The following is a 21661-nucleotide window of genomic DNA, read 5'->3' as shown; positions in this document are numbered from 1 at the left end:
TTGGCTATAATGGCGCATTCCTTTTTGGGGGACGCCCGCGGCCGTGCATCGGCCGCGGCGCCCTGTCCCGAATTCCCATCGACCTACAGAGAGTGCTCATGAGCTTCAATCATGTTCCGGCCGGCAAGGACCTGCCGCAAGATTTCAACGTGATCATCGAGATTCCCGCGCAAAGCGATCCGGTGAAGTACGAGGCGGACAAGGAACTGGGCCTCCTCGTCGTCGACCGCTTCATCGGTACGGGCATGCGCTACCCGGTGAACTACGGCTACATCCCGCAGACGCTGTCGGGCGACGGCGATCCGGTCGACGTGCTGGTGATCACGCCGTTCCCGCTGCTGGCCGGCTCGATCGTGCGCTCGCGCGTGCTCGGCATGCTGCAGATGACCGACGAGTCGGGCGTCGACGCGAAGCTGGTCGCGGTGCCGCACGACAAGATCTGCCCGATGACGGCGAACCTGAAGACGATCGACGACGTGCCCGAGTACCTGAAGGACCAGATCAAGCACTTCTTCGAGCAATACAAGGCGCTCGAGAAGGGCAAGTGGGTGAAGGTCGAAGGCTGGGCCGGCATCGAAGCCGCGCACAAGGAAATCACCGACGGCGCCGCGAACTACAAGAAGTAAGCGGCGTGCCGGCCGACGGCCGGCTCGTACGGAACGCGAACCGCGCGTGTCTCGTCAGGAGGCCGCGCGGTTTTGTTTTGCGCGCGCGGTTTTCCGGCGGGCGGACGCGGAGACGGGCGGCAGCGAGGTAGCCGGTGCGTTCTTCGCGCGTTTCGCGCGGGGCGCGGCAACGGACGGCGCGGTCGCTTCGGCGGCTTTCGTGGCCGAACGACGGCGGGCCGGTGCGGAAGCGGCGTCTTCGCGTGCGTTCGCGGCGGGTTTGCCGGCGGCGGCCGGTGCCTTCCTCTTTGACGACGCGGATGCGGGCAGGTCGGTTTTCTTTACCGGTGTGCGACGCGACGAGGTCTTTTTTGCGGCTGCATCGCCGACGGGTTTTGCACGTTTCGCGTCCGGTGCGGCTTGACTCGCCTTCGTCGACTTCGATGCTTGTTTGCCCTTCGCAGGCTTCGCCGTCTTCGCGGCCGTTGCTGCCCCGACCACTTTCCCGGCCTTCACCTTTTTCCCGGCAACCTGTTCCGTTGCAGCCGTCTCCGCCGCAGCGTCGACATTTTCCGCCTTCACCTTCTTCCGCCCGCGCGCCGTCGCCTTCGTCCCGGTCGTGTCGCCGCTCTCGTCGAGCGTGACCACCGCCGGCAGCACCGATTCAAGCGTCCGCAACCCGGCCGCGAGTTCGCGCTTTTTCGCGGGCGTGAGCCGCTTCACCCAGTATTCGGCGCGCGACGCGCTCGACCGGTCGGGCAGCGCAAACGCCGCGAGCACCGCGCGCGGCTTGCGCGAGCGCGTGTAGCGCGCGCCCTTGCCGGACGCGTGTTCGTCGAAGCGCGCGGCGACATCGGTCGTGATGCCCGTGTAGACGCTGTCGTCGGCGCATTCGATCAGATACAGAAACCAGGACATGGCAGGGCGGCGGGATGCGAAGCCGCCAGTGTCTCAGAAAAACCGTGCATCAACGCCGTCGGTCGCCGTGCCCGTCGCGAAAGCGGCTGGGCGCCGCGCCGAGTTCGCGCGTGAAGAAGCGCGTGAACGCGCTCGTCGAACGGAAGCCGACGCGCACGCCGATCTCGCCGATCGGCAACTGCGTGTTGAGCAGCAGGTCGCGCGCCTCGCCGAGCCGCGCCTGCGCGACGAGCGCATGGAAACCGACCGCTTCGCGATGCAGGCGCCGGCGCAACGTCCAGCGCGACATCGCGAAGCGCGTGCAGACGTGCTGCATCAGCGTATCGGTCGGCACGTCGGCGTCGTCGGACGTGCGCAGCCAGTCGCGCACGCATTGCTCGACCGACGAGCCGAACGTCGAGCGAGCGCGCACGCGTTCGCGCGCGGCGTCGGCCGCATGCCGCTGGATGCCGGCGAGCGGCGCGTTGTAGCGCTCGAACGGCGTGTCGAAGTGCGCGGAGCGCAGCACGATGCGATTGTGTGAGGCATCGAACGACACCGGGGCGCCGAGCATGTCGCGCACCGCGGCAACGGGCGCGAACGCGCGGCCGGCGAATGCGGCGTCGTCGACGCGCACGTGCGGGTCGTACAGGCGCGCGAGCGCCGCGAGGATCGCGAGGTTCGCGAACGCGCTGCCCGCGTGCCGGCCGTCGCCTTCGTTCACGTACTCGAGCGCGATCGCGTCGCCGTTCTCGTGCGCGAACACCCAGTCGACGTTGCCGATCAGCTCGCGATAGTGCAGGTAGCCGTGCAGCGCGTCGCGCAGCGTCGCCGCGTTGCACGTGATGCCCGCGAGTTCGGGAAACGGCACGAGCCACGGCACGACCTGCGGCGGCGGGCGGTGCCACGACAGCGGCCAGTCGTCCATCAATTGCAGCGCGGCCACGTGCCGATCGCCCGCGATGCGGCGCGTGTCGTCGGCGAGCTCGGCCGGCCCGATGCCGAGTGTTTCGTAAAGCGGTGCGGGATCGATGCCGTTCGCACGCGCGTCTTCGCACAGCCAGCGGTAGATCCGGACGGATACCGATTTCTGCTGCAACTCCATGTCTGTCTCCCTGTCGTCATGCCGTTCGGGTTTGTCCCCGCTGCGAGAGGTCAACGCATGCTCCTGCCGGTCAAGCGTGGTGACCGGTCGATTTTTAGACTTGGAGTGGCCACAAGTACAACAGAACGATTCTGGAGGATCAATGAAAACTTCGCTGTTCCGGTGTTCGACGATTGCGTCCGCGTGCGCGCTCACGGTGCTGCTCGCGTCGTGCGGCGGCGACGACATTCACGCCCCGACCGACCCCGACGCGGCAGCCGACCAGCGCGCGGCCGCGCTCGTCGCGCAACTGACGACCGACGAAAAGCTGCAGCTCGTGCATGGCACCGGCATGCCGGCGCTCAGCCTGGGCGGCCCGTTTCCGGCCGACGCGCTGAACGGCGCGAGCTACATCCCGGGCGTGCCGCGGCTCGGCATTCCGGCCGTCAGCAGCGCCGATTCGGCGGGCGGCGTGAACGTGAAGAATGCGCGCGTGACCGCGCTGCCGGCGCCGGTCGCGCTCGCGGCGACGTGGGACCCGGCGCTCGCGGGCACCTACGGCACGCGCATCGCGCTCGAACTGCGCGCGCTCGGTTTCGCCGAAGGGCTTGGCGGCGGCGTGAACCTCGCGCGCGAGCCGCGCAACGGCCGCACCTTCGAATACATGGGCGAGGACCCGGTGCTCGCGGGCACGCTGAGCGCCGCGCGCACGCAGGCCACGCAGGCGCGGAAGGTGATCGCGACGATCAAGCATTTCGCGTTCAACGACCAGGAAACCAACCGCATGACGGTCGATTCGGTCGTCGACGAGCGGACCATGCGCGAGGCCGAGCTGCTCGCGTTCGAGATCGGCGTGAAGGACGGCCAGCCGGGCAACGTGATGTGCGCGTACAACAAGCTGAACGGCGTGTATGCGTGCGAGAACCCGTATCTGCTGACGACCGTGCTGAAGAACGAATGGGGCTTCAAGGGCGTCGTGCAGTCGGACTGGGGCGCGACGCATTCGACGGTCGCGGCCGTGCAGGCGGGGCTCGACGAGGAACAGCCGGGCGCGGCCGACGACGGCAACGCGCCGCTCGGCTCGTACTTCAATGCGAAGCTGCGCGCGGCGCTGCAGGCCGGCAGCGTGTCGGTCGCGCGGCTGAACGACATGGTGCAGCGCAAGCTGCGCACGCTGATCCGCATCGGCGTGATGGATGCGCCGCCGAAGCCGGGCGGCGCGATCGACGAGGCCGCCGGCAATGCCGACGCGCTCGCGATCGCACGGCAAGCGGCGGTGCTGCTGAAGAACGCGGCCGCGCCGGGCGACACGCAGCCGGTGCTGCCGCTCGCCGCGGGCACGCTCAAGTCGGTCGTCGTGATCGGCGGGCATGCGGACGCGGGCGTGCTGTCGGGCGGCGGCTCGGGCGCGGTGCCGGCGATCGACGGCAACGCGGTGACGTCCTGCCAGCAACCGGCGGGCATGCTGTTCGGCGGGTGCGCGACCTGGTACAAGTCCGCGCCGCTCGCGGCGATCCGCGCGAAGGCGCCGAACGCGTCGGTCAGCTATCTCGACGGGACCGACGCGAATGCCGCGGCGAGCGCGGCCGCACAGGCCGACGTCGCGATCGTGTTCGCCACGCAGTGGCAGACGGAAGGGCTCGACCTCGCGAGCCTGTCGTTGCCCGATGCGAAGGCGGACCCGTACAACCAGCAATACGACCAGAACGCGCTGATCGCCGCGGTCGCCGCGAAGGCGAAGCGTGTGATCGTCGTGCTCGAGAACGGCAGCCCGGTGCTGATGCCGTGGCTCGCGAACGTGCATGGCGTGCTGGACGCGTGGTATCCGGGCGCGCAGGGCGGCCAGGCGATCGCCGACCTGCTGTTCGGCGACGCGAACCCGTCGGGCCGGCTGCCGCTCACGTTCCCGAAGCAGGAGGCCGACCTGCCGCAGCCGACGATCGATCCGTCGAACCTGCAAAACGTCTATGCGGAAGGGCTCGCGTACGGCTATCGCTGGTTCGACGCGAAGGCGATCGAGCCGCTGTTCCCGTTCGGCTACGGGCTGTCGTACACGACGTATGCGTTGTCGGCGATGTCCGCGCAGGCGGACGCCGCGGGCAACGTGACGGTCGGCGTGAGGGTGACGAACACCGGTGCGCGCGCCGGTACGCAGACGGTGCAGATCTACGCGGCGCTGCCCGCGTCGCTTGGCGAGCCGCCGAAGCGGCTCGTCGGCTGGACCAAGGTCGCGCTGCAGCCGGGCGAGGCGCGCACGGTCAACGTCGCGGTGCCGGCGCAGCGCTTCGCCGTGTGGGATCCGAGCGCGCACGCATGGCGGATCGGCGCGGGCAGCTACGGGCTGTCGGCGGCCGCGTCGTCGCGCGATCCGCAGGCGCTGTCGCAGACGGTGACGCTCGCCGCGCACTGAACGCGCGGTAGCCGGACGGCAGGCGGCGAGGCCCTTGCGTGGCTTCGCCGCCTGCGCGGCGCGCCGGACGGCGCTAGCCGGTGTTGCGCCGGAACGGATCGTGTTCGCGCAGTTCGTCGACGTACGCGTGGATATGCTCGGTCTCGCGCTCGAGAAAGCGCGCGACCGCATCGGAAAACGCCGGATGCGCGAGCCAGTGCGCGGAGTGCGTGACGGTCGGCAGGAAACCACGCGCGAGCTTGTGCTCGCCCTGCGCGCCGCCTTCGAACGTGTCGAGTCCGGCCTCGATGCAGAATTCGAGCAACTGATAGTAGGCGGTTTCGAAATGCAGGCAGGGCACGTGTTCGATCGCGCCCCAGTAGCGGCCGTACAGCGTGCCGCCGCCGTGCTCGCCGCGCCGGTACACGGCGAGCGCGCTCGCGATCGGTTTCCCGTCGGCTTCCGCGATCACGAGCAGCAGGTTCTCGGGCATCGTCGCGCCGATCGTGCGGAAGAAGTCGAGGTTCAGGTACGGGCTCGAATAGTGCTCGCGGTACGTTTGCCGATAGCAGCGCGAGAAGAAGCGCCAGTCGGCGTCGGTGATCTGATCGCCGGTCAGCCGCCGGAAGGTCACGCCCGCGTCGTGCACCTTGCGCCGCTCCGCGCGGATGTTCTTGCGCTTCTTCTGCTCGAGTGTGGCGAGGAAATCGTCGAAGTGGCGGTAGCCGTCGTTGAGCCAGTGAAACTGCACGCCTTCGCGCAGCATCATCCCCATCGATTCGAGCAGGCGCGCTTCGTCGCCGGTCGGAAACAGCACGTGCAGCGACGACACGTCGCTCTGCTCGGCGAACGCGAGCAGCGTGGCCGCGAGCCGGCGGCGCGCGTCGTCGTCGGCCGCGAGCAGCCGCGTGCCCTGCACCGGCGTGAACGGCACCGCGCACAGCAGCTTCGGGTAGTAGGGCAGGTCGTTGCGCTGGTACGCGTCGGCCCACGCCCAATCGAACACGTATTCGCCGTACGAATGCTGTTTCGCGTAGACGGGCGCGGCGGCCGCGAGGCGGCCGGTGCGCGTGTCGGTCAGCGTGACGAAGTGCGGCGACCAGCCGGTGTCGTCCACCGCGCAGCGCGCGACGTGCAGCGCGTCGAGGAATTCGTGGCGCAGGAACGGCGTGGGCTGCGCGTCGCCCGCGAGCAGCGCGTTCCATTCGTCGGCCGGCACCTCGGCGGGGGACGACAGGATGCCCGTGCGATAATCGATGCGTTCGTGTTTCAAGCGTGAATCCGTACCGTTGGATGTTGCCGGATGCGGGCCGCCGTGGCCCGCGCCCGGATCGATTTCGTCAGCCGTTCAAGGCGCGCCGCCGGGTTGCGCCGCTCCCGCCATGAAGACCCGACTCGCTCTCGCCCAGATCAACGTCACCGTCGGCGATTTCGCCGGCAACGTCGCGCGCATCGTCGCGGCCGCGCGCGCCGCGCACAACGATGGTGCGCAACTGATGGTCGCCCCCGAACTCGCGTTGTCCGGCTATCCACCCGAAGACCTGCTGCTGCGACCCGCGTTCTACGCGGCGGCGGCCGCCGCGCTCGACGCGCTCGCCGACGCACTGAAGGCGTTCGACGGGCTCGCGGTACTGGTCGGCCATCCGTTGCGCGGTGCGGGGGCGGGCAGCGCGTCAGCCGTCGATGGTAATGCAAACCGCCCGATCGAGCGCGGCGTGCCGCCCACCGATACCTTCAACGCGGCGTCGCTGATCGTCGGCGGCGAGATCGTCGGCACGTACCGCAAGCAGGATCTGCCGAACGCCGAGGTGTTCGACGAGAAACGCTACTTCGCGACCGATACCGAGCCGCTCGTGTTCGAGCTGAACGGCGTGAAATACGGCGTGATCATTTGCGAGGACGCGTGGCATGCGTCGGCCGCGCAGATCGCGAAGGCGGCCGGCGCGCAGGTGCTGCTGATCCCGAACGGCTCGCCGTATCACATGAACAAGGAGGCGGTGCGCATCGACATCCTGCGCGCGCGGATTCGCGAGACCGGGCTGCCGATGGTCTACGTGAACCTCGTCGGCGGCCAGGACGAACTCGTGTTCGACGGCGGGTCGTTCGTGCTCGACGGCGACGGCGCGCTCGTCGCGAAGATGCCGCAGTTCGACGAAGGGCATGCGATCGTCGAATTCGATGGCGCGCGGCCGCTGCCTGGCGCGATCGCGCCCGAGTTGTCGACGCACGCGCAGGTGTACCGCGCGCTGGTGACCGGCGTGCGCGACTACATCGGCAAGAACGGCTTTCCCGGCGTGCTGATCGGGCTGTCGGGCGGCGTCGATTCGGCGCTGGTGCTGGCCGTCGCATGCGATGCGCTCGGGCCGGAGCGCGTGCGCGCGGTGATGATGCCGTCGCGCTTCACGGCCGACATCTCGACCACCGATGCGGCGGAAATGGCGCGGCGCGTCGGCGTGCGCTACGACGAGATCGCGATCGCGCCGATGTTCGATGCATTCCGCACCGCGCTCGCGGACGAATTCGCGGGCCGCGCGGAAGACGCGACGGAGGAGAACATCCAGGCGCGCATCCGCGGCACGCTGCTGATGGCGCTGTCGAACAAGTTCGGCTCGATCGTGCTGACGACCGGCAACAAGAGCGAGATGGCGGTCGGCTACTGCACGCTGTACGGCGACATGGCCGGCGGTTTCGCGGTGATCAAGGACATCGCGAAGACGCTCGTGTACCAACTCTGCCGCTATCGCAACGAAACGACCGATTACGCGCTGCGCGACGTGATTCCCGAGCGGATCCTGACGCGCGCGCCGTCGGCGGAGCTGCGCGAGAACCAGACCGACCAGGACAGCCTGCCGCCGTACGACGTGCTCGACGCGATCATGCGGATGTACATGGAAGAAGACCGGCCGCTCGCCGAGATCGTTGCGGCCGGCTACGCGCAGGCCGACGTCGAGCGCGTGACGCGGCTCATCAAGATCAACGAATACAAGCGCCGCCAGGCGCCGATCGGCATCCGGGTCACGCATCGCGCATTCGGGCGCGACTGGCGCTACCCGATCACATCACGTTTTACCGAACGGCTCGATTGACCGGTGCTGGGCCGGAGGCGGCCCGCCGGCTTACAATCGGGAACGCGATTTTTCATCCAAACGAGCATTGAGGGACAACCATCATGAAACGCATCACCGCCATCATCAAGCCGTTCAAGCTGGACGAAGTCCGCGAAGCGCTCGCCGAAGTCGGTCTCACGGGCCTGACCGTGACGGAAGTGAAGGGCTTCGGCCGTCAGAAGGGCCACACCGAGCTGTATCGCGGCGCCGAATACGTGGTCGACTTCCTGCCGAAGATGAAGATCGAGGTGGTCGTCGCGGAAGCGCAGGTCGATCAGGTGATCGACGCGGTGATCGGTGCGGCGCGCACCGGCAAGATCGGCGACGGCAAGATCTTCGTGTCGGACGTCGAGCGCGTGATCCGCATCCGCACCGGCGAAGAGAACGAAGCGGCCGTCTGAGCGCCGCCGCTTCCGCGCCGTTCAATCACTTCCCGGCCGCTTCGGCCGAGCGGGCCACGGGTCGCAAGAATCCGCCGCCCAAGAAAAAACGGTGCGGATACCCGGTTGGGTACCGCACCGATACGCGCCTCTCGCAGCAGCGTGGAAAGTGTTGTCGAATCGTTCTTTGACGGCGCCTGATCAGAACAGGTGCTGGATGCCGGCGTAGACGCCGGTCTGGCTGCCGCCCGGATGCGGGTTGCCGGTCGACACGGCGGTGCCCGCACCGTTCGCGTTCAGGCCGAAGTTGGCCGACGAGCTGTTGCGTACCGTCGCGGCCTGCAGGTCGAACAGCGTGCGCTTCGAGATGTTGTACGAACCGCCGATCGTGTAGATGTTCGCGTTGCCGCCGCCGTGGTTCGCGTTCACGTGATACACGGCCGCGATCAGCGCCGCTGCCGGCGTCGCCTGCCACGTCACGCCGCCCCACACCTGTTGCGTACCCGTCACGCCGGCGTTCACTGCCGGGCCGCCGCTGCCGTCCGCGCGCGATGCCTGGTAGGCCGCCTGAACCTTGAACTGGCCGAGGAACACGTTCACGCCCGCGAAGTATTCGCGCGAGTAGTTGAACACGTCCGAGAAGCGGCCGTTGCTGTCGCGCGTTTCGTCGTAGATGCCGCGCAACTGGAACAGCGAGTTCGTGTAGGTGACCTGACCGCCCATTGCACGACCCGGTTGGCCGGCCGTCGTGTTGCCGTTGAAGCTGGTCGAATTCGAGAACGAGAACTGGCCGTAGAAGTCGAGGCCGTAGAGCGACGGCGACTGGTACGACACGTTGTTGCTGGTCTTGTTCCAGTTGCGGCCGCGCACCAGCGAGGCCGTCGACCAGGCCGACTGGCCGAACGGGTCGAAATCCCACACGCCGTTGGCGATCGCGAGCTCGCGACCCAGCAGCAGCGTACCGTAGCGGTCGTTCGAGATACCGACGGTCGCGAAACGATCCCAGATCGAGCCGCTGAAGCCGCCCGTCATCGTGTTGAACGCGCCTTCGATGTGGAACAGGACCTTGTTGCCGCCACCGATGTCCTCGCTACCCTTCAAGCCCCACAGGCTCGTGCCCCAGTCGCCGCTTTCCGCGCGCACTTGGTGGCCGTTTTGCAGGCCGTTCATGTACTCGATACCTGCATCCAGGCGGCCATACAGCGTGACGCTGCTCTGCGCGTGCGCCGTCACCACCCCAGCAGCCATCAGCGCCGCCGCGACCAAAGCTTTCTTCATCATCTCCTCCATACCCTGTCAAAAAGTCAACCCAGACTGCACGAGATGCCCGGAGCGCGAGCGCCGGGCAAAAGCGGGATAACCAGGGAGACCTCGTGCAGGGCCGGTAAGCGCGGCACGCGGGCAAGCAGACGGAAAACCGTTGAGCGGTCCCGCGCAGCCGGGTCGGCCTGCGGGGTCTCCTTGTTGTGTCGTGAAGCTAAACTACATTTCACGAACTTCGTTTTGCTACTTTGGTTACTAATTTAGCAAAAATACAATTTTGTGGCGACGGAAATCGTTGTTTGACTAACCGCTGTCGCCAAATTGCCATGCAACACGGTGCGCAACAGGGCTCCCAAGGGTTCTCGATTACCGGAAAACCCTTGTCCCACAAGGGAGACATGGATTCGGCGGATAGGGCTCAAGGATTGCCACTATTGACGTTGCAAAGGCGCCGGCGTAAGCGCGAAAGTCGCGAAATGGGTAAGTATTTCGTAATGATTCGGGCGATTGTCGCCATCGCGGATCGACGCCGGAAACGCCCGGCCGAAACGCGCTGTGGCTAGTCCGCGCTCGGCCGTGCGTCGAGCAACTGCGCGCGGATCCAGCGATGCGCGTCGGTGCGCGCATGCTTCGCATGCGAGTAGACCTTCACCGTGTAGCGCGGGATTTCGAACGGCGCGGGGAAGATGCGGATCGGCGCCGCGTGCCGCAGCGCCTGCGCGGCGCGGTTCGGCGCGGTCATCAGGAGTGCCGACTCCGCGATCACGAACGGCGCGGCCAGCACGGTCGGCAACTGCACGGCGACGTGCCGCGCGACGCCGAGCCGGTCGAGCACGTAGTCGACGACGCCACGCGACTCGTTCCACGGCGTGACGACCACGTGGCGCGCCGCCAGGTACTGGTCGAGCGTCAGCCGCCGGCGGATGTCCGGATGCGTGGCGCTCGCGATCACGACGTAATCGTCGGAGAACCAGTCGACATCCTCGATTCCCGGTGCGTCGGCCGCCGATTCCTCGTGGTAGCCGAGCGCGAAGTCGATGCGGCCGGCCGCGAGTTCGTCGACGGAAATCTTGCGGTCCGAATGGACGACGCGGATGCGCAGGTGCGGCGCCACGTGCTGGATGCGGGCGACGAACGCCGGCAGCACCGCGAATGCCGTGTAGTCGGTCGCGGCGAACACGAACGTACGGTCGCTTTGCGCCGGATCGAAGCGGCGCGCGCGGGCGAGCCCCTTCGACATCGCGTCGAGCGCGTCGCCGGCCCACGTGGCGATGTCGTCGGCGCGCACGGTCGGCTGCATCTCGTTGCCGAGCCGCACGAACAGCGCATCGCCGATCGCGTCGCGCAGCCGGGCGAGCGCATGGCTCAACGCCGACGGGCTCAACGCGAGCTCGTGCGCGGCCGCTGCGACCGACCGGTGGCGGTACAGCGCGTCGAACACGAGCAGCAGGTTCAGGTCGAGGCGGCGCAGATCGGGATGCATCGTGTTCAGGTCCGGATGAAGAACCTGCACTTCCTGCAGGCATCGCATGAACGTAGCATGACGGTTTGAACGGCGCCAGCGCGGCTGCGGGCTGCGCGGCGCCGTTTTCCGTTTCACATCCCGGGCCGGAGGAGGGCTCAACCCGTGCAAATCGATATCCGTTCCGCCACCGTCGCCGACGTGCCGCAGATCCTGCGCTTCATCACCGAACTGGCCGTCTACGAGAAAGCGGAGCACGAAGTCGTCGCGACGCCCGAATCGCTCGAACGCAGCCTGTTCGGCGAAGGCTCGCCGGCGCGGGCGCTGATGTGCGAGATCGACGGCGAGCCGGCCGGCTTCGCCGTGTATTTCTTCTCGTATTCGACGTGGCTCGCGCGGCAGGGGCTGTATCTGGAGGATCTGTACGTATCGCCGCGTTTTCGCGGCGCCGGCGCGGGGCTGCGGCTGCTGAAGGCGCTCGCGCGGATCGCGGTCGACTCGGGCTGCGGGCGTTTCGAATGGAGCGTGCTCGACTGGAACGAGCCGGCGATTCGCTTCTACGAAAGCGTCGGCGCGGCGCCGCAGAGCGAATGGGTGCGTTACCGGCTGGCGGGCGACGAACTGCGCGCGTTCGCCGACGGCACGCCGGTGAGCGCCGCGTAAACGCAAAACGGGCGCCGCGCGGCGAACCGCGGGCGCCCGCTCGGGCGTGGCGCGTGACGGGCGTTACTTGAGGCTGCCCGACAGGAAGCCGCGCAGGCGGTCGCTCTTCGGGTTCGCGAACACCTCGGCCGGCACGCCTTGTTCCTCGACGCGGCCCTGGTGCAGGAACATCACGTGGTTCGACACGTTGCGCGCGAAGCCCATCTCGTGCGTGACGACGATCATCGTGCGGCCTTCCTCGGCCAGCTTCTGCATCACCTTCAGCACTTCGCCCACCAGTTCCGGGTCGAGCGCGGAGGTCGGCTCGTCGAACAGCATCACGTCCGGATGCATCGCGAGCGCCCGCGCGATCGCCACGCGCTGCTGCTGGCCACCGGACAAATGCGACGGATACTGCTTCTCGACGCGCGGCGCGAGGCCGACCTTCTCGAGATACTCGCGCGCACGGTCCTCGGCTTCCTTCTTCGGGATGCCGAGCACGTTCACCGGCGCTTCCATCACGTTCTCGATCACGTTCATGTGCGACCAGAGGTTGAAGTGCTGGAACACCATCGACAGCTTGGTGCGCACGCGCTGCAGCTGTTTCGAATCGGCCGCGCGCAGTGCGCCCGTCTTGTCGAGCGCGGTGCGCACTTCCTCGCCGTCGACGAAGATGCGACCCGCGTTCGGCTGCTCGAGGAAGTTGATACAGCGCAGCATCGTGCTCTTGCCGGAGCCGGACGAGCCGATCACGCTGATCACGTCGCCCGAGTTCGCCCTCAGCGACACGCCTTTGAGCACCTCGTTGTCGCCGTACCGCTTGTGGAGATCGTCGACGAAAAGCTTCTGGGTCTGGGAGTTCATTCGATAGTCCTGCGGAAACTTACTTGCCTTGCGGGCGCAGATACGCGAGCCAGCGGCGCTCGGCCTGGCGGAACAGCCACACGAGCGTGAACGAGATCACGAGGTAGAGCAGCGCGGCGATGCCGAACGCGTGGAACGACATGTAGGTCGCCGAGTTCACGTCGCGCGCGATCTTCAGGATGTCCGGCACGGTCGCGGTGAAGGCCACCGTCGTCGCGTGCAGCATCAGGATCACTTCGTTGCTGTACAGCGGCAGCGCGCGGCGCAGCGCCGATGGCAGGATCACGCGGCGATACATCGTGAACGGCGACATCCCGTACGCGCGCGCGGCTTCGATCTCGCCGTACGACGTCGCCTTGATCGCGCCCGCGAAGATTTCGGTGGTGTACGCGCAGGTGTTCAGCGTGAACGCGAGCAGCGTGCAGTGCATCCCGTCGCGGAAGAACGCATCGAGCATCGGCGTGCCGCGCACCGCCTGCAGGCTGTACAGGCCCGTGTAGCAGAGCAGCAGCTGCACGTAGAGCGGGGTGCCGCGGAACACGTACGTATACAGCCACACGGCGCCCGCCAGCCACTTTCGCTTCGACACGCGCGCGACGGCGAGCGGCACCGACAGGCAGAAGCCGAGGCCGATCGACACGACCAGCAGCCACAGCGTGATCGCGACACCGGTAATGCGATAGCCGTCGGTGTACAGATAGTTGCGCCAGTATTCTTGGATGAGTTCGATCATAGGTCAGCCTTGCGGACACCGGTCGAGTAGCGCTTTTCGAGCCACATCAGCACGAAGTTCGAGATCGTCGTGATGGCGAGGTAGACCGCTCCCGCGATCAGCGTGAAGAAGAAGAATCGCAGCGTGCCCTTGCCGGCGTCCTGCGACGCCTTCACGACGTCGGCCAGACCGATGATCGACACGAGCGCGGTCGACTTCACGAGCACCTGCCAGTTGTTGCCGATGCCCGGCAGCGCGAAGCGCATCATCTGCGGGAACATGATCCGCGTGAATACTTGCCAGTTCGTCATCCCGTAGGCGCTGCCGGCCTCGAGCTGGCCGCGCGGCACCGACAGGAACGCGCCGCGGAACGTCTCGGTGAAGTACGCGCCGTAGATGAAGCCGAGCACGAGCACGCCGGCGAGGAATGGGTCGATGTCGATCTGGTCCCAGCCGAGCGCGTCGGTCGCCATGTTCAGCCAGATCTGCAGGCTGTAGAACAGCAGCAGCATCAGCACGAGATCGGGCACGCCGCGGATCAGCGTCGTGTAGACGGTGCCGACGCCGTTCGTCACGCGGTTGCGCGACAGCTTCGCGCCGGCGCCGAGCAGCCCCAGCAGGAACGACAGCGCAAGCGAAAGCACCGCCAGTTTGACGGTTTGCCAGGTGCCGGCGAGGATCAGCGGGCCGTAGCCTTGTAGAAACATATGGGGTCCCTGGTGTGGTCCCTGACGGCGCACGCGGTGCGCCGCGAAACACGCGTCCGCCAAGCTGCGCGGAACGCCCCGTGCGTATCATGACCGTCCGCCCCGGCAACGGTGCTGGGCCCGCCCGTCGCGCGAGCGACGGGCAAGAGGCGGGCGGCGCGTGGTTGACTGCCTGTACTGCCCGGACGCGGGGCCGCCCCCGCATCCGATGCTTCTGCTTGGGCCGCGTTCAGCGGGCCGGCGCCGAATAGACGCTGAACGAGAAGTACTTGTGCGACAGCCGGTCGTAGGTGCCGTCCTTGTGCATGTCGGCCAGCGCCCGGTTGATCTTGAGCTTCAGGTCGGTATCTTCCTTGCGCAGGCCGATCGCGGTGCCGTCGCCGATCGTCTTCGGATCCTTCACTTCCGGCCCGGCGAACGCGAAGCCCTTGCCGCGCGGCGTGCGCAGGAAGCCGTAGTCGGCCTGCAGCTCGTCCTGCAGCGTCGCGTCGAGGCGGCCCGTGCCGAGATCGGTATAGACCTGGTCCTGGTTCTGGTAAGGAACGATCGTCACGCCCTGCGGTTCCCAGTACGCCTTCGCGTAGGTTTCCTGCGTCGAGCCCTGCTCGACGCCGACGCGCTTGCCCTTCAGCGACGCGACCGTCGGCAGCAGCGGCGAGCCGGTCTTCGCGATCATCCGTGCGGGTGCGTCGTACACCTTGTCGGAGAAGTCGATCTGTTCGCGACGCTTGTCCGTGACGGTCAGCGACGACACGATGACGTCGTACTTCTTCGCCTTCAGCGCCGGGATGATTCCGTCGAGATCCTGCGCCACCCACACGCATCTCACGTTGATCCGCTTGCAGATTTCCTTGGTGAGATCCACGTCGAAACCGACGATCTCGCCGCTCGGCGCGGTCGACTCGAACGGCGGGTAGCTGGCGTCGACGCCGATCCGCACGGTCTTCCACTCCTTCGCGAAGGCGCTGCCCGCCACGAGGGCGAGGGCGGCGCACAGGGCGGCCTTCTTCATTTCCATCCTTCTGTTGCTGACTTTCCGGGGGCGCTCGCGGCCGGTCGAACCGGGCGCCGCGGCGTATTCTAGACGGCCAAAAATCGCCGATCGGCGCTCTGACGTTGGCGGCCGCCGGAACGGCGAACGCCAAAAGGGCGGTATTTTACCCGAACGCGATACCCGGAAAACGGCAATCCGGCACGGTCGACCGATTCCTCGAATCGGCTGTTGCGGTAATCGCGGTATTCGCAACGAATATTTCGGCAATTGGTTCCGCGGCTGCAACGATGCGGTGCGCGGGCGGCGGATTGTGGCGCGTTCGAGGTCCCCCTACAGTGGAGGTAAACCCGAACAGAACATCTGCGCCCCCGAGCGTCCACCCCAATGTTCCAGATCCTGCGCGCCGAAGACCGCTGGCATACGCGCCACGGCTGGCTCGAATCGAGTCACAGTTTTTCGTCTGCCTGCCGCACCGCGCATGCGCCGGTGCGTCCGCCCGTCGGCGCGCTGTGCGTGCTGAGCGAGGATCTGATTGCGCCGACGCGCGGTTTCGGGATGCAGCCGCGCCGCGACGTGGAGATCGTCACCTACGTGCTGGACGGCGTGCTCGCGCACCGCGACAGCCTCGGCTGCGGCGCGATCGTCCGGACCGGCGGCATCCAGCGGATGAGCGCCGGCACGGGGCTCATGCACGGCGAAACCAACGCGTCGCGCGACCGCCCGCTGCATCTGCTGCAGATCTGGCTGCAGCCGGCCGAGCGGGGCGGGCGGCCCGGCTACGAGGAGCGGCGTTTCGCCGACGACGAGAAGCGCGGGCGCCTGAGGCTCGTCGCGGCGCCCGACGGCGGCGACGGCGCGCTGTCGATGCGGGCGGATGCCCGCATCTTCGCGGGGCTGATCGACGGCGACGAGACGACGGCGTTCGACGTGCCGGCCGGGCGCAGCGTCTACGTGCACGTGGCGCGCGGCGAGGTCGAGGTCAACGGCCGCGCGCTGGCCGCCGGCGACGGCGCGCGGATCGGCGGCGTGGACGCGGTGGCGTTCGCGCGCGGCCGGAGCGCCGAGGTGCTGCTGTTCGACGTCGCCTGAAACGAAAAAGGGGACGCAGGCCGATGCCTGCGTCCCCGTTCGGTGCCGCCGTGCGAGCGGCCCGCCGGCTTACTGCGCCGGCGCCGACGCGCCCTTGGCGGCCGCGCGATGCTGTTCCCAGCGCGCCTTCATCTTTTCGTGGCGCTGTTCCATCTTCGCGAACTGCTGCTTGAGCGCCGTGCTGACCATCGTCTTCTGCTGGTCGTTCAGCCCGTTGTAGAACGTGAGCCATGCGGCGGACGTCTGCTCGCGCAGCTGCGCGTTCTGCGCTTCCGCCTGCTGGCGGGCCGAGTGCATCGCGCTCAGGTCGAGGATCGGCTGGTTCTGCTGGGCCTTGAACTGCTCGCGCATCTGCTCGTGGCTCTTGCGCATCGCGTCACGGTTCTGCTTCATCGTATTGACGGCGGCTTGCCATTGCTGCTCCTCCGACGCATTGAGCTTTAGCTGGTCGTGCAGTTTCATGATCGCGCCGAACGGGCCGCCTTCATGGCCGCCGTGCATCCGGTGCATGCCGGGGCCGCCCGGCGGCGGCATGTCGTCGGGCTGCGCGGCATGCGCGGTGCCGAATGCGAGAGCGAGCACGGTGGCGGCCGCGATGGCCACGCGGGAAGTCTTCTTATACATTTCAGAAACTCCTTGTATCCAAAGGGTCCGGCGATGCGGTGCCGGAAAAGTCGGGTACCGCATCCGGTAAGACGCAGGTTAGCGATGCAGGCTCCGACGGGTGTTACGCGGGGCGGCGGCCCGGTTACCGCGCATTACAGTTCCCTTGCGCGGTAACCCGCAGTAACCCTTTCGCCCCTTTGTTTCGTTCTTCGACTCCGCCCTCGCGCGGTAAACTTCGAGCCATGACTACCCAGATCCTCATCGTCGACGACGACCAAGAACTCCGAGACCTGCTGCGCGACTATCTCGTGCGCCAGGGGATGGAAGTGTCCGTGCTGCACGACGCGGCGACGCTCGAGAAGCGCCTCGAGCGCGAGCGGCCCGACCTGATCGTGCTGGACCTGATGATGCCGGGCGTGGACGGCCTGACCGCGCTGCGCCAGCTGCGCGCGGCCGGCGACGACATCCCCGTGATCATGCTGACCGCGCGCGCGGACGACGTCGACCGCATCGTCGGGCTCGAGCTCGGCGCGGACGACTACCTCGGCAAGCCGTTCAACCCGCGCGAGCTGCTCGCGCGCGTGCAGGCCGTGCTGCGCCGCCGCCGCGCGACGCCGTCGGCGGCCGCGCCCGAACAGCGCGAGCCGTTCGCGTTCGGCCGCTTCCTGCTCGACTTCCAGGCGCGCACGCTGTCGGTCGACGGCAAGCCGGCCACGCTGTCGAGCAGCGAATTCGCGCTGCTGAAGATCTTCGTGAACCACGCGCTGCGCACGCTCACGCGCGAGCGGCTGCTCGAGCTGCTGCACGGGCCCGAGTACGACGGCACCGACCGCGGCATCGACGTCCAGGTGTGGCGCCTGCGCCGCATCCTCGAAACGGATCCGTCGACGCCGCGCTTCATCCAGACGGTGCGCGGGCGCGGCTACGTGTTCGTGCCCGACGGCGAGGCCCATGCGCAAACCCATTGATTCGCTGTTCGGGCGGCTGGCGCTGCTCGTCGTTGGCGTCCTGCTCCTGTCGCACTTCGCGTGGTTCTTCGCGATGCGGCTCGAGCGCAACCAGATGCAGACGCGCTATGCGGTCGAGGAGGCCGCGTTCCTCGTCGACGCGGTGCGCCAGCACGTCGCGCGCACGCCCGACCAGCCGCTGCCGTCGCGCGTGCGGCTCGTGTCGCCGGACAGCGCCGACGTGCCGAAGGGCGGCGATGCGGGGCTGCCGCCGCCGCTGAAGCGGTTCCGCGACGATGTGAGCGACCGGATGCCGCCTGGCACGCAGGTCGAGATCGGCACACCGGGCCATCCGCCCGTGCTGTGGGTGAAGGAGCCGGCCGACCGCAACTGGATCGTGGTGCCCGTGCAGCCGCTGCGGCCGCCGCGCTCGCTCGACCGGATGCTGCTGTGGCTCGGCACGATCTTCTCGGCCGGCGTGATCGCCGCGCTGTTCGCGGCCTGGCAGTTACAGCAGCCGCTGCGCTCGCTCGCTCGCGCGGTCGCGCGTTTCGGCCGCGGGCAGCCGGTGCCGCCGCTGCGCGAACGCGGGCCGCGCGAACTGCGCCAGCTCACGCACGGCTTCAACCAGATGGTCGAGCAGGTGTCGCAGGCCGACAGTGATCGCGCGGTGATGCTGGCCGGCGTCGCGCACGACCTGCGCACGCCGCTCGCGCGGATGCGCCTGCGGGCGGAAATGATGGACGACGCGCGGCTGCGCGACGGCGTCGTGCGCGACGTCGACTCGATGTCGCACATCGTCGACCAGTTCCTGGTGTTTGCGCATGGCGGGGCCGACCGCAGCGAGCCGGTGCCGGTCGATCACGCGTGCGAGCGGATCGCGCGCAGCTATCGCGCGGTCGCGCCGAACGCGCCGGCGGTCCAGACGCGGCTGGAGGCCGATCCCGGCTTCCGGCTGCCGACGGCGACGCTCGACCGGATCCTGTCGAACCTGCTGGACAACGCGCATGCGTACGGCGCACCGCCCGTACTCGTCGAGACGGCGCGCACGCCGGCCGGCTACGTGCTGTCGGTCAGCGACAGCGGCGGCGGCATCGCGCCGCGCGACCTCGCGGCCGCCACGCGGCCGTTCGTGCGGCTCGATCCCGCGCGCGGCGGGAACGGCCACAGCGGGCTCGGGCTCGCGATCGTCGAGCGGCTCGTGCTCAGGCTGGGCGGCGCATGCGACATCGGCAATCGCCCCGAAGGCGGCCTGCGCGTGTCGATGACGTTCCCGTTCGACGCCGTGCCGAAAGACGACGAATCCCATGCACAGGCCGCATGAGCGGGGGCGGCGCCTGCCCGGCCGGGCGGGCGCCGCGCGGCGTCATTCGCCGAACAGCGTGCCGAGCGTCTCGGCCGCGTTGCTGTCGATCGTGTTGTAGGTCACCGTGGTGGCCTCGAAGATATAGACGGTCGTATACCGGCCGAGGCGCTCCAGGATTTCCTCCTGCAGCGATTCCGGCACGACGTTCATGTTCAGGTACCACGCCGTGGACGACAGCCGCGTCTGGAACGACCCGTACTCCTGCATGAGTTCATAGAACGCGTCGGCATCCTGATCGCGACAGACGATCACCAAGTTTCCTGCCATTCCCTTCCTCCCGCTCGTCGGTCGATCCCCGGGGCCGGTCGACACGGCGCGCGTGCGTGTTGCGGCGACACGGCCGAACCGGACCCCGGGGGCTAGCCCCGATCATACCTGCTTCGCCGTATCCGGCTGCTGATCCCGGACACGGTTTGTGCCCGCGTGCGGGGGGCGGGTTCACGGCCGGGCCGGATCACGGCATAATTCGGGCCTGCGTGCCGGCCGCCGGACTGCGGCCAGGCTGTTCCGTACCGCGCGCCCGCCATCCGTCCACGCGCCGGGCACGATCCATGCGTTGCCTGCGCCGTCCCCGGACGGTTGTACCTGAAATACAGGTTGGTGTAGTGTCGTGCCGTCGCGGCCCGGCTCGACCGGCCGCGGCAGCGCATGCACGCACGGCGCGCCGCGTGCGCGAGATCGCCAGTCAATCGAATTACCGCGCCCGTGCGCTTTGCCATGAATCAACATCGACTGCCGGCTTCGATCGGCCTTACCGGGGAGGGCGCCTGATGAACGTCGGATTCTTCAATCCGAACCGGACCGCCAACGCATCCGCGTGGCGCGTGTTGCCGAACCGGTGGGACTTCATCGCCTTTCCGCTGATCATCTGCCTGATCGCGATGGCGGTGGTCGGCTTTCACGAAACGCTGGCGCCGATCGGCGTGCTGCAGACGCAGAAGATCTCGCTCGATCCGTCGAACCTGCCCGAATATGCACTGCGCACCACGCTGCGGATGCTCGCCGCGATGGTCGCGTCTCTGGCGTTTACGCTCGTCTACGGCACGCTCGCGGCCAAGAGCCGCCGCGCGGGCATGGTGCTGATCCCGATCCTCGACATCCTGCAGTCGGTGCCGGTGCTCGGCTTCATCTCGTTTACGGTCACGTTCTTCCTCGCGCTGTTCCCGAGCCGCGTGCTCGGCGCCGAGCTGGCCGCGATCTTCGCGATCTTCACGAGCCAGGCGTGGAACATGACGTTCAGCTTCTACCAGTCGCTGCGCACGGTGCCGCGCGACCTGGACGAGGTGTCGCGCGGCTTCCACCTGACGTCCTGGCAGCGCTTCTGGAAGCTCGAGGTGCCGTTCTCGATGCCGGGCCTGATCTGGAACATGATGATGTCGATGTCGGGCGGCTGGTTCTTCGTCGTCGCGTCGGAGGCGATCACCGTCGGCAACCAGACGATCACGCTGCCGGGCATCGGCGCGTATCTCGCGCAGGCGATCGCGGACAAGAATTTCGGCGCGATCGGCTGGGTGATCCTGACGATGACGGTCGTGATCCTCGCGTATGACCAGTTCCTGTTCCGCCCGCTCATCGCGTGGGCCGACAAGTTCCGGATGGAAAACACCGCGTCGGGCGATGCGCCGCAATCGTGGCTGCTCGACCTCGTGCGCCGCACGCGGCTGATCCATCAGCTGCTCGTGCCGGCCGGCTGGTTCTTCGCGAAGGCCGCGCGGATCCCGCTGCGCCTGCCGCTGTCGGGCGCGATGCGCTTTACGCTGCCGCGCGTCGAGAAGAAGGCGTCGCGCACGGTCGACATCGCGTGGGCGGGGCTCGTGCTGCTCGGCACGGCCTATATCGTGTGGCGCGTCGTCAGCTTCGTCGCGACCGGCGTGACGATGGCCGAAGTCGGCCACGTGCTCGTGCTCGGGCTCATCACGCTGCTGCGCGTGGTCGTGCTGATCTCGATCGCGTCGCTGATCTGGGTGCCGATCGGCGTGTGGGTCGGGCTGCGTCCGAAGCTGGCCGAGAAGCTGCAGCCGCTCGCGCAGTTCCTCGCCGCGTTCCCCGCGAACCTGCTGTTCCCGGTGTTCGTGATCGTGATCGCGCGTTTCCACCTGAATGCGGACATCTGGCTGTCGCCGCTGATCGTGCTCGGTACGCAGTGGTATATCCTGTTCAACGTGATCGCCGGCGCGACGTCCTACCCGAACGACTATCGCGAAGCGGCGACCAACTTCCGCATCCGCGGCTGGCAGTGGTGGCGTCAGGCGATCCTGCCCGGCATCTTCCCGTACTACGTGACCGGCGCGATCACCGCGTCGGGCGGCGCGTGGAACGCGAGCATTGTGTCGGAAGCCGTACAGTGGGGCAGCACCCGGATCGAGGCGCATGGCCTCGGCGCCTACATCGCGCGGACCACCGCCGCCGGCGATTTCCCGAAGATCATCCTGGGCATCGCCGTGATGTCCCTGTTCGTCACCCTGTTCAACCGCCTACTGTGGCGCCCGCTGTATGCCTTCGCCGAAGCGAAGCTGCGGCTCGACTGAGACCGATTGAGAGCGAAAC

20 protein-coding genes are annotated in these 21661 nt (G+C 67.7%); 9 read left to right on the top strand and 11 right to left on the bottom strand.

Features of this window, described 5'->3' with window-relative positions; genetic code table 11:
* Nucleotides 1-98: 98 nt before the first annotated feature.
* On the top strand, nt 99-626 hold the full coding sequence (gene ppa, locus J8I33_RS06015) for an inorganic diphosphatase (RefSeq protein ID WP_006489643.1): 528 nt from the start codon (nt 99-101) through the stop codon (nt 624-626).
* A gap of 54 nt (nt 627-680) precedes the next feature.
* Here the strand turns inward: ppa and J8I33_RS06010 are convergent, their stop codons facing one another.
* Together J8I33_RS06010 and J8I33_RS06005 are read right to left on the bottom strand one after the other, a co-directional pair.
* Nucleotides 681-1523, bottom strand: a complete 843-nt coding sequence (locus tag J8I33_RS06010; protein WP_209926405.1) for a GIY-YIG nuclease family protein — start codon at nt 1521-1523, stop codon at nt 681-683.
* Nucleotides 1524-1572: 49 nt separating this feature from the next.
* On the bottom strand, nt 1573-2607 hold the full coding sequence (locus J8I33_RS06005) for an AraC family transcriptional regulator (RefSeq protein ID WP_209933865.1): 1035 nt from the start codon (nt 2605-2607) through the stop codon (nt 1573-1575).
* Nucleotides 2608-2749: 142 nt separating this feature from the next.
* On the opposite strand from J8I33_RS06005, the gene J8I33_RS06000 reads away from it, so the two are divergent.
* Nucleotides 2750-4996, top strand: a complete 2247-nt coding sequence (locus tag J8I33_RS06000; protein ID WP_209933858.1) for a glycoside hydrolase family 3 C-terminal domain-containing protein — start codon at nt 2750-2752, stop codon at nt 4994-4996.
* Between the two features lie 73 nt (nt 4997-5069).
* Here J8I33_RS06000 and J8I33_RS05995 read toward each other — a convergent pair whose 3' ends face one another.
* On the bottom strand, nt 5070-6248 hold the full coding sequence (locus tag J8I33_RS05995) for a GNAT family N-acetyltransferase (protein ID WP_124554792.1): 1179 nt from the start codon (nt 6246-6248) through the stop codon (nt 5070-5072).
* 109 nt (nt 6249-6357) lie between these two features.
* Between J8I33_RS05995 and J8I33_RS05990 the strand changes: the two genes are divergently transcribed.
* Nucleotides 6358-8061, top strand: a complete 1704-nt coding sequence (locus J8I33_RS05990) for an NAD+ synthase (protein ID WP_089488726.1) — start codon at nt 6358-6360, stop codon at nt 8059-8061.
* 83 nt (nt 8062-8144) lie between these two features.
* Nucleotides 8145-8483, top strand: coding sequence for a P-II family nitrogen regulator (locus J8I33_RS05985; protein ID WP_006398637.1), 339 nt, complete (start codon nt 8145-8147; stop codon nt 8481-8483).
* Nucleotides 8484-8663: 180 nt separating this feature from the next.
* Here the strand turns inward: J8I33_RS05985 and J8I33_RS05980 are convergent, their stop codons facing one another.
* Both J8I33_RS05980 and J8I33_RS05975 read right to left on the bottom strand, forming a co-directional pair.
* A complete protein-coding gene (locus tag J8I33_RS05980; RefSeq protein ID WP_050012021.1) occupies nt 8664-9743 on the bottom strand; it encodes a porin in 1080 nt (359 codons plus the stop codon).
* Nucleotides 9744-10284: 541 nt separating this feature from the next.
* A complete protein-coding gene (locus tag J8I33_RS05975) occupies nt 10285-11238 on the bottom strand; it encodes a LysR family transcriptional regulator (RefSeq protein ID WP_209934066.1) in 954 nt (317 codons plus the stop codon).
* A 114-nt stretch (nt 11239-11352) separates the two neighbouring features.
* On the opposite strand from J8I33_RS05975, the gene J8I33_RS05970 reads away from it, so the two are divergent.
* Nucleotides 11353-11850, top strand: coding sequence for a GNAT family N-acetyltransferase (locus J8I33_RS05970; protein WP_050012019.1), 498 nt, complete (start codon nt 11353-11355; stop codon nt 11848-11850).
* A gap of 63 nt (nt 11851-11913) precedes the next feature.
* On the opposite strand, the gene J8I33_RS05965 is transcribed toward J8I33_RS05970, so the two are convergent.
* From J8I33_RS05965 to J8I33_RS05950, 4 genes are all read right to left on the bottom strand, one after another.
* Nucleotides 11914-12693 (bottom strand): ABC transporter ATP-binding protein, encoded by a 780-nt coding sequence (locus tag J8I33_RS05965; RefSeq protein ID WP_050012018.1) that lies wholly within the window; start codon nt 12691-12693, stop codon nt 11914-11916.
* Between the two features lie 19 nt (nt 12694-12712).
* Nucleotides 12713-13426 carry an ABC transporter permease gene (locus J8I33_RS05960; protein ID WP_050012017.1) on the bottom strand — a complete coding sequence of 238 codons (714 nt, stop codon included), beginning with the start codon at nt 13424-13426 and terminating at the stop codon, nt 12713-12715.
* The gene (gene hisQ, locus J8I33_RS05955) at nt 13423-14112 is read right to left on the bottom strand and encodes a histidine ABC transporter permease HisQ (protein WP_006489645.1); all 690 of its coding nucleotides are present in this window, start codon (nt 14110-14112) and stop codon (nt 13423-13425) included. Before hisQ ends, J8I33_RS05960 begins: the two co-directional genes overlap by 4 nt.
* 229 nt (nt 14113-14341) lie before the next feature.
* Complete coding sequence (locus J8I33_RS05950) at nt 14342-15124, bottom strand: ABC transporter substrate-binding protein (protein WP_124554794.1); 783 nt, start codon at nt 15122-15124, stop codon at nt 14342-14344.
* A 366-nt stretch (nt 15125-15490) separates the two neighbouring features.
* Between J8I33_RS05950 and J8I33_RS05945 the strand changes: the two genes are divergently transcribed.
* A complete protein-coding gene (locus tag J8I33_RS05945; protein ID WP_089488724.1) occupies nt 15491-16195 on the top strand; it encodes a pirin family protein in 705 nt (234 codons plus the stop codon).
* 69 nt (nt 16196-16264) lie between these two features.
* Here the strand turns inward: J8I33_RS05945 and J8I33_RS05940 are convergent, their stop codons facing one another.
* The gene (locus J8I33_RS05940) at nt 16265-16819 is read right to left on the bottom strand and encodes a periplasmic heavy metal sensor (protein ID WP_209933851.1); all 555 of its coding nucleotides are present in this window, start codon (nt 16817-16819) and stop codon (nt 16265-16267) included.
* Between the two features lie 224 nt (nt 16820-17043).
* Here J8I33_RS05940 and J8I33_RS05935 point away from each other — a divergent pair, with 224 nt between their 5' ends.
* Nucleotides 17044-17769: a response regulator gene (locus tag J8I33_RS05935; protein ID WP_006493394.1), complete on the top strand. Its 726-nt coding sequence runs from the start codon at nt 17044-17046 to the stop codon at nt 17767-17769.
* A complete protein-coding gene (locus J8I33_RS05930; RefSeq protein ID WP_050012013.1) occupies nt 17753-19072 on the top strand; it encodes an ATP-binding protein in 1320 nt (439 codons plus the stop codon). Before J8I33_RS05935 ends, J8I33_RS05930 begins: the two co-directional genes overlap by 17 nt.
* 42 nt (nt 19073-19114) lie before the next feature.
* On the opposite strand, the gene J8I33_RS05925 is transcribed toward J8I33_RS05930, so the two are convergent.
* On the bottom strand, nt 19115-19381 hold the full coding sequence (locus tag J8I33_RS05925; RefSeq protein ID WP_011545926.1) for a hypothetical protein: 267 nt from the start codon (nt 19379-19381) through the stop codon (nt 19115-19117).
* Between the two features lie 503 nt (nt 19382-19884).
* Between J8I33_RS05925 and J8I33_RS05920 the strand changes: the two genes are divergently transcribed.
* Complete coding sequence (locus tag J8I33_RS05920) at nt 19885-21642, top strand: ABC transporter permease subunit (protein WP_050012012.1); 1758 nt, start codon at nt 19885-19887, stop codon at nt 21640-21642.
* The last annotated feature ends 19 nt before the right edge of the window (nt 21643-21661 follow it).

It is taken from the genome of Burkholderia sp. AcTa6-5 (assembly GCF_017815075.1).
GTDB classification, from domain to species: domain Bacteria; phylum Pseudomonadota; class Gammaproteobacteria; order Burkholderiales; family Burkholderiaceae; genus Burkholderia; species Burkholderia sola.
This window is presented reverse-complemented; position numbering and strand designations above follow the sequence as displayed.

Bases quoted from the DNA above. Each gene is read 5' to 3' on its own strand.
- ppa (WP_006489643.1), top strand. From the start codon at position 99: ATGAGCTTCAATCATGTTCCGGCCGGCAAGGACCTGCCGCAAGATTTC.
- J8I33_RS06010 (WP_209926405.1), bottom strand. From the start codon at position 1,523: ATGTCCTGGTTTCTGTATCTGATCGAATGCGCCGACGACAGCGTCTAC.
- J8I33_RS06005 (WP_209933865.1), bottom strand. From the start codon at position 2,607: ATGGAGTTGCAGCAGAAATCGGTATCCGTCCGGATCTACCGCTGGCTG.
- J8I33_RS06000 (WP_209933858.1), top strand. From the start codon at position 2,750: ATGAAAACTTCGCTGTTCCGGTGTTCGACGATTGCGTCCGCGTGCGCG.
- J8I33_RS05990 (WP_089488726.1), top strand. From the start codon at position 6,358: ATGAAGACCCGACTCGCTCTCGCCCAGATCAACGTCACCGTCGGCGAT.
- J8I33_RS05985 (WP_006398637.1), top strand. From the start codon at position 8,145: ATGAAACGCATCACCGCCATCATCAAGCCGTTCAAGCTGGACGAAGTC.
- J8I33_RS05980 (WP_050012021.1), bottom strand. From the start codon at position 9,743: ATGATGAAGAAAGCTTTGGTCGCGGCGGCGCTGATGGCTGCTGGGGTG.
- J8I33_RS05965 (WP_050012018.1), bottom strand. From the start codon at position 12,693: ATGAACTCCCAGACCCAGAAGCTTTTCGTCGACGATCTCCACAAGCGG.
- J8I33_RS05960 (WP_050012017.1), bottom strand. From the start codon at position 13,426: ATGATCGAACTCATCCAAGAATACTGGCGCAACTATCTGTACACCGAC.
- hisQ (WP_006489645.1), bottom strand. From the start codon at position 14,112: ATGTTTCTACAAGGCTACGGCCCGCTGATCCTCGCCGGCACCTGGCAA.
- J8I33_RS05950 (WP_124554794.1), bottom strand. From the start codon at position 15,124: ATGAAGAAGGCCGCCCTGTGCGCCGCCCTCGCCCTCGTGGCGGGCAGC.
- J8I33_RS05945 (WP_089488724.1), top strand. From the start codon at position 15,491: ATGTTCCAGATCCTGCGCGCCGAAGACCGCTGGCATACGCGCCACGGC.
- J8I33_RS05940 (WP_209933851.1), bottom strand. From the start codon at position 16,819: ATGTATAAGAAGACTTCCCGCGTGGCCATCGCGGCCGCCACCGTGCTC.
- J8I33_RS05935 (WP_006493394.1), top strand. From the start codon at position 17,044: ATGACTACCCAGATCCTCATCGTCGACGACGACCAAGAACTCCGAGAC.
- J8I33_RS05930 (WP_050012013.1), top strand. From the start codon at position 17,753: ATGCGCAAACCCATTGATTCGCTGTTCGGGCGGCTGGCGCTGCTCGTC.
- J8I33_RS05925 (WP_011545926.1), bottom strand. From the start codon at position 19,381: ATGGCAGGAAACTTGGTGATCGTCTGTCGCGATCAGGATGCCGACGCG.
- J8I33_RS05920 (WP_050012012.1), top strand. From the start codon at position 19,885: ATGAACGTCGGATTCTTCAATCCGAACCGGACCGCCAACGCATCCGCG.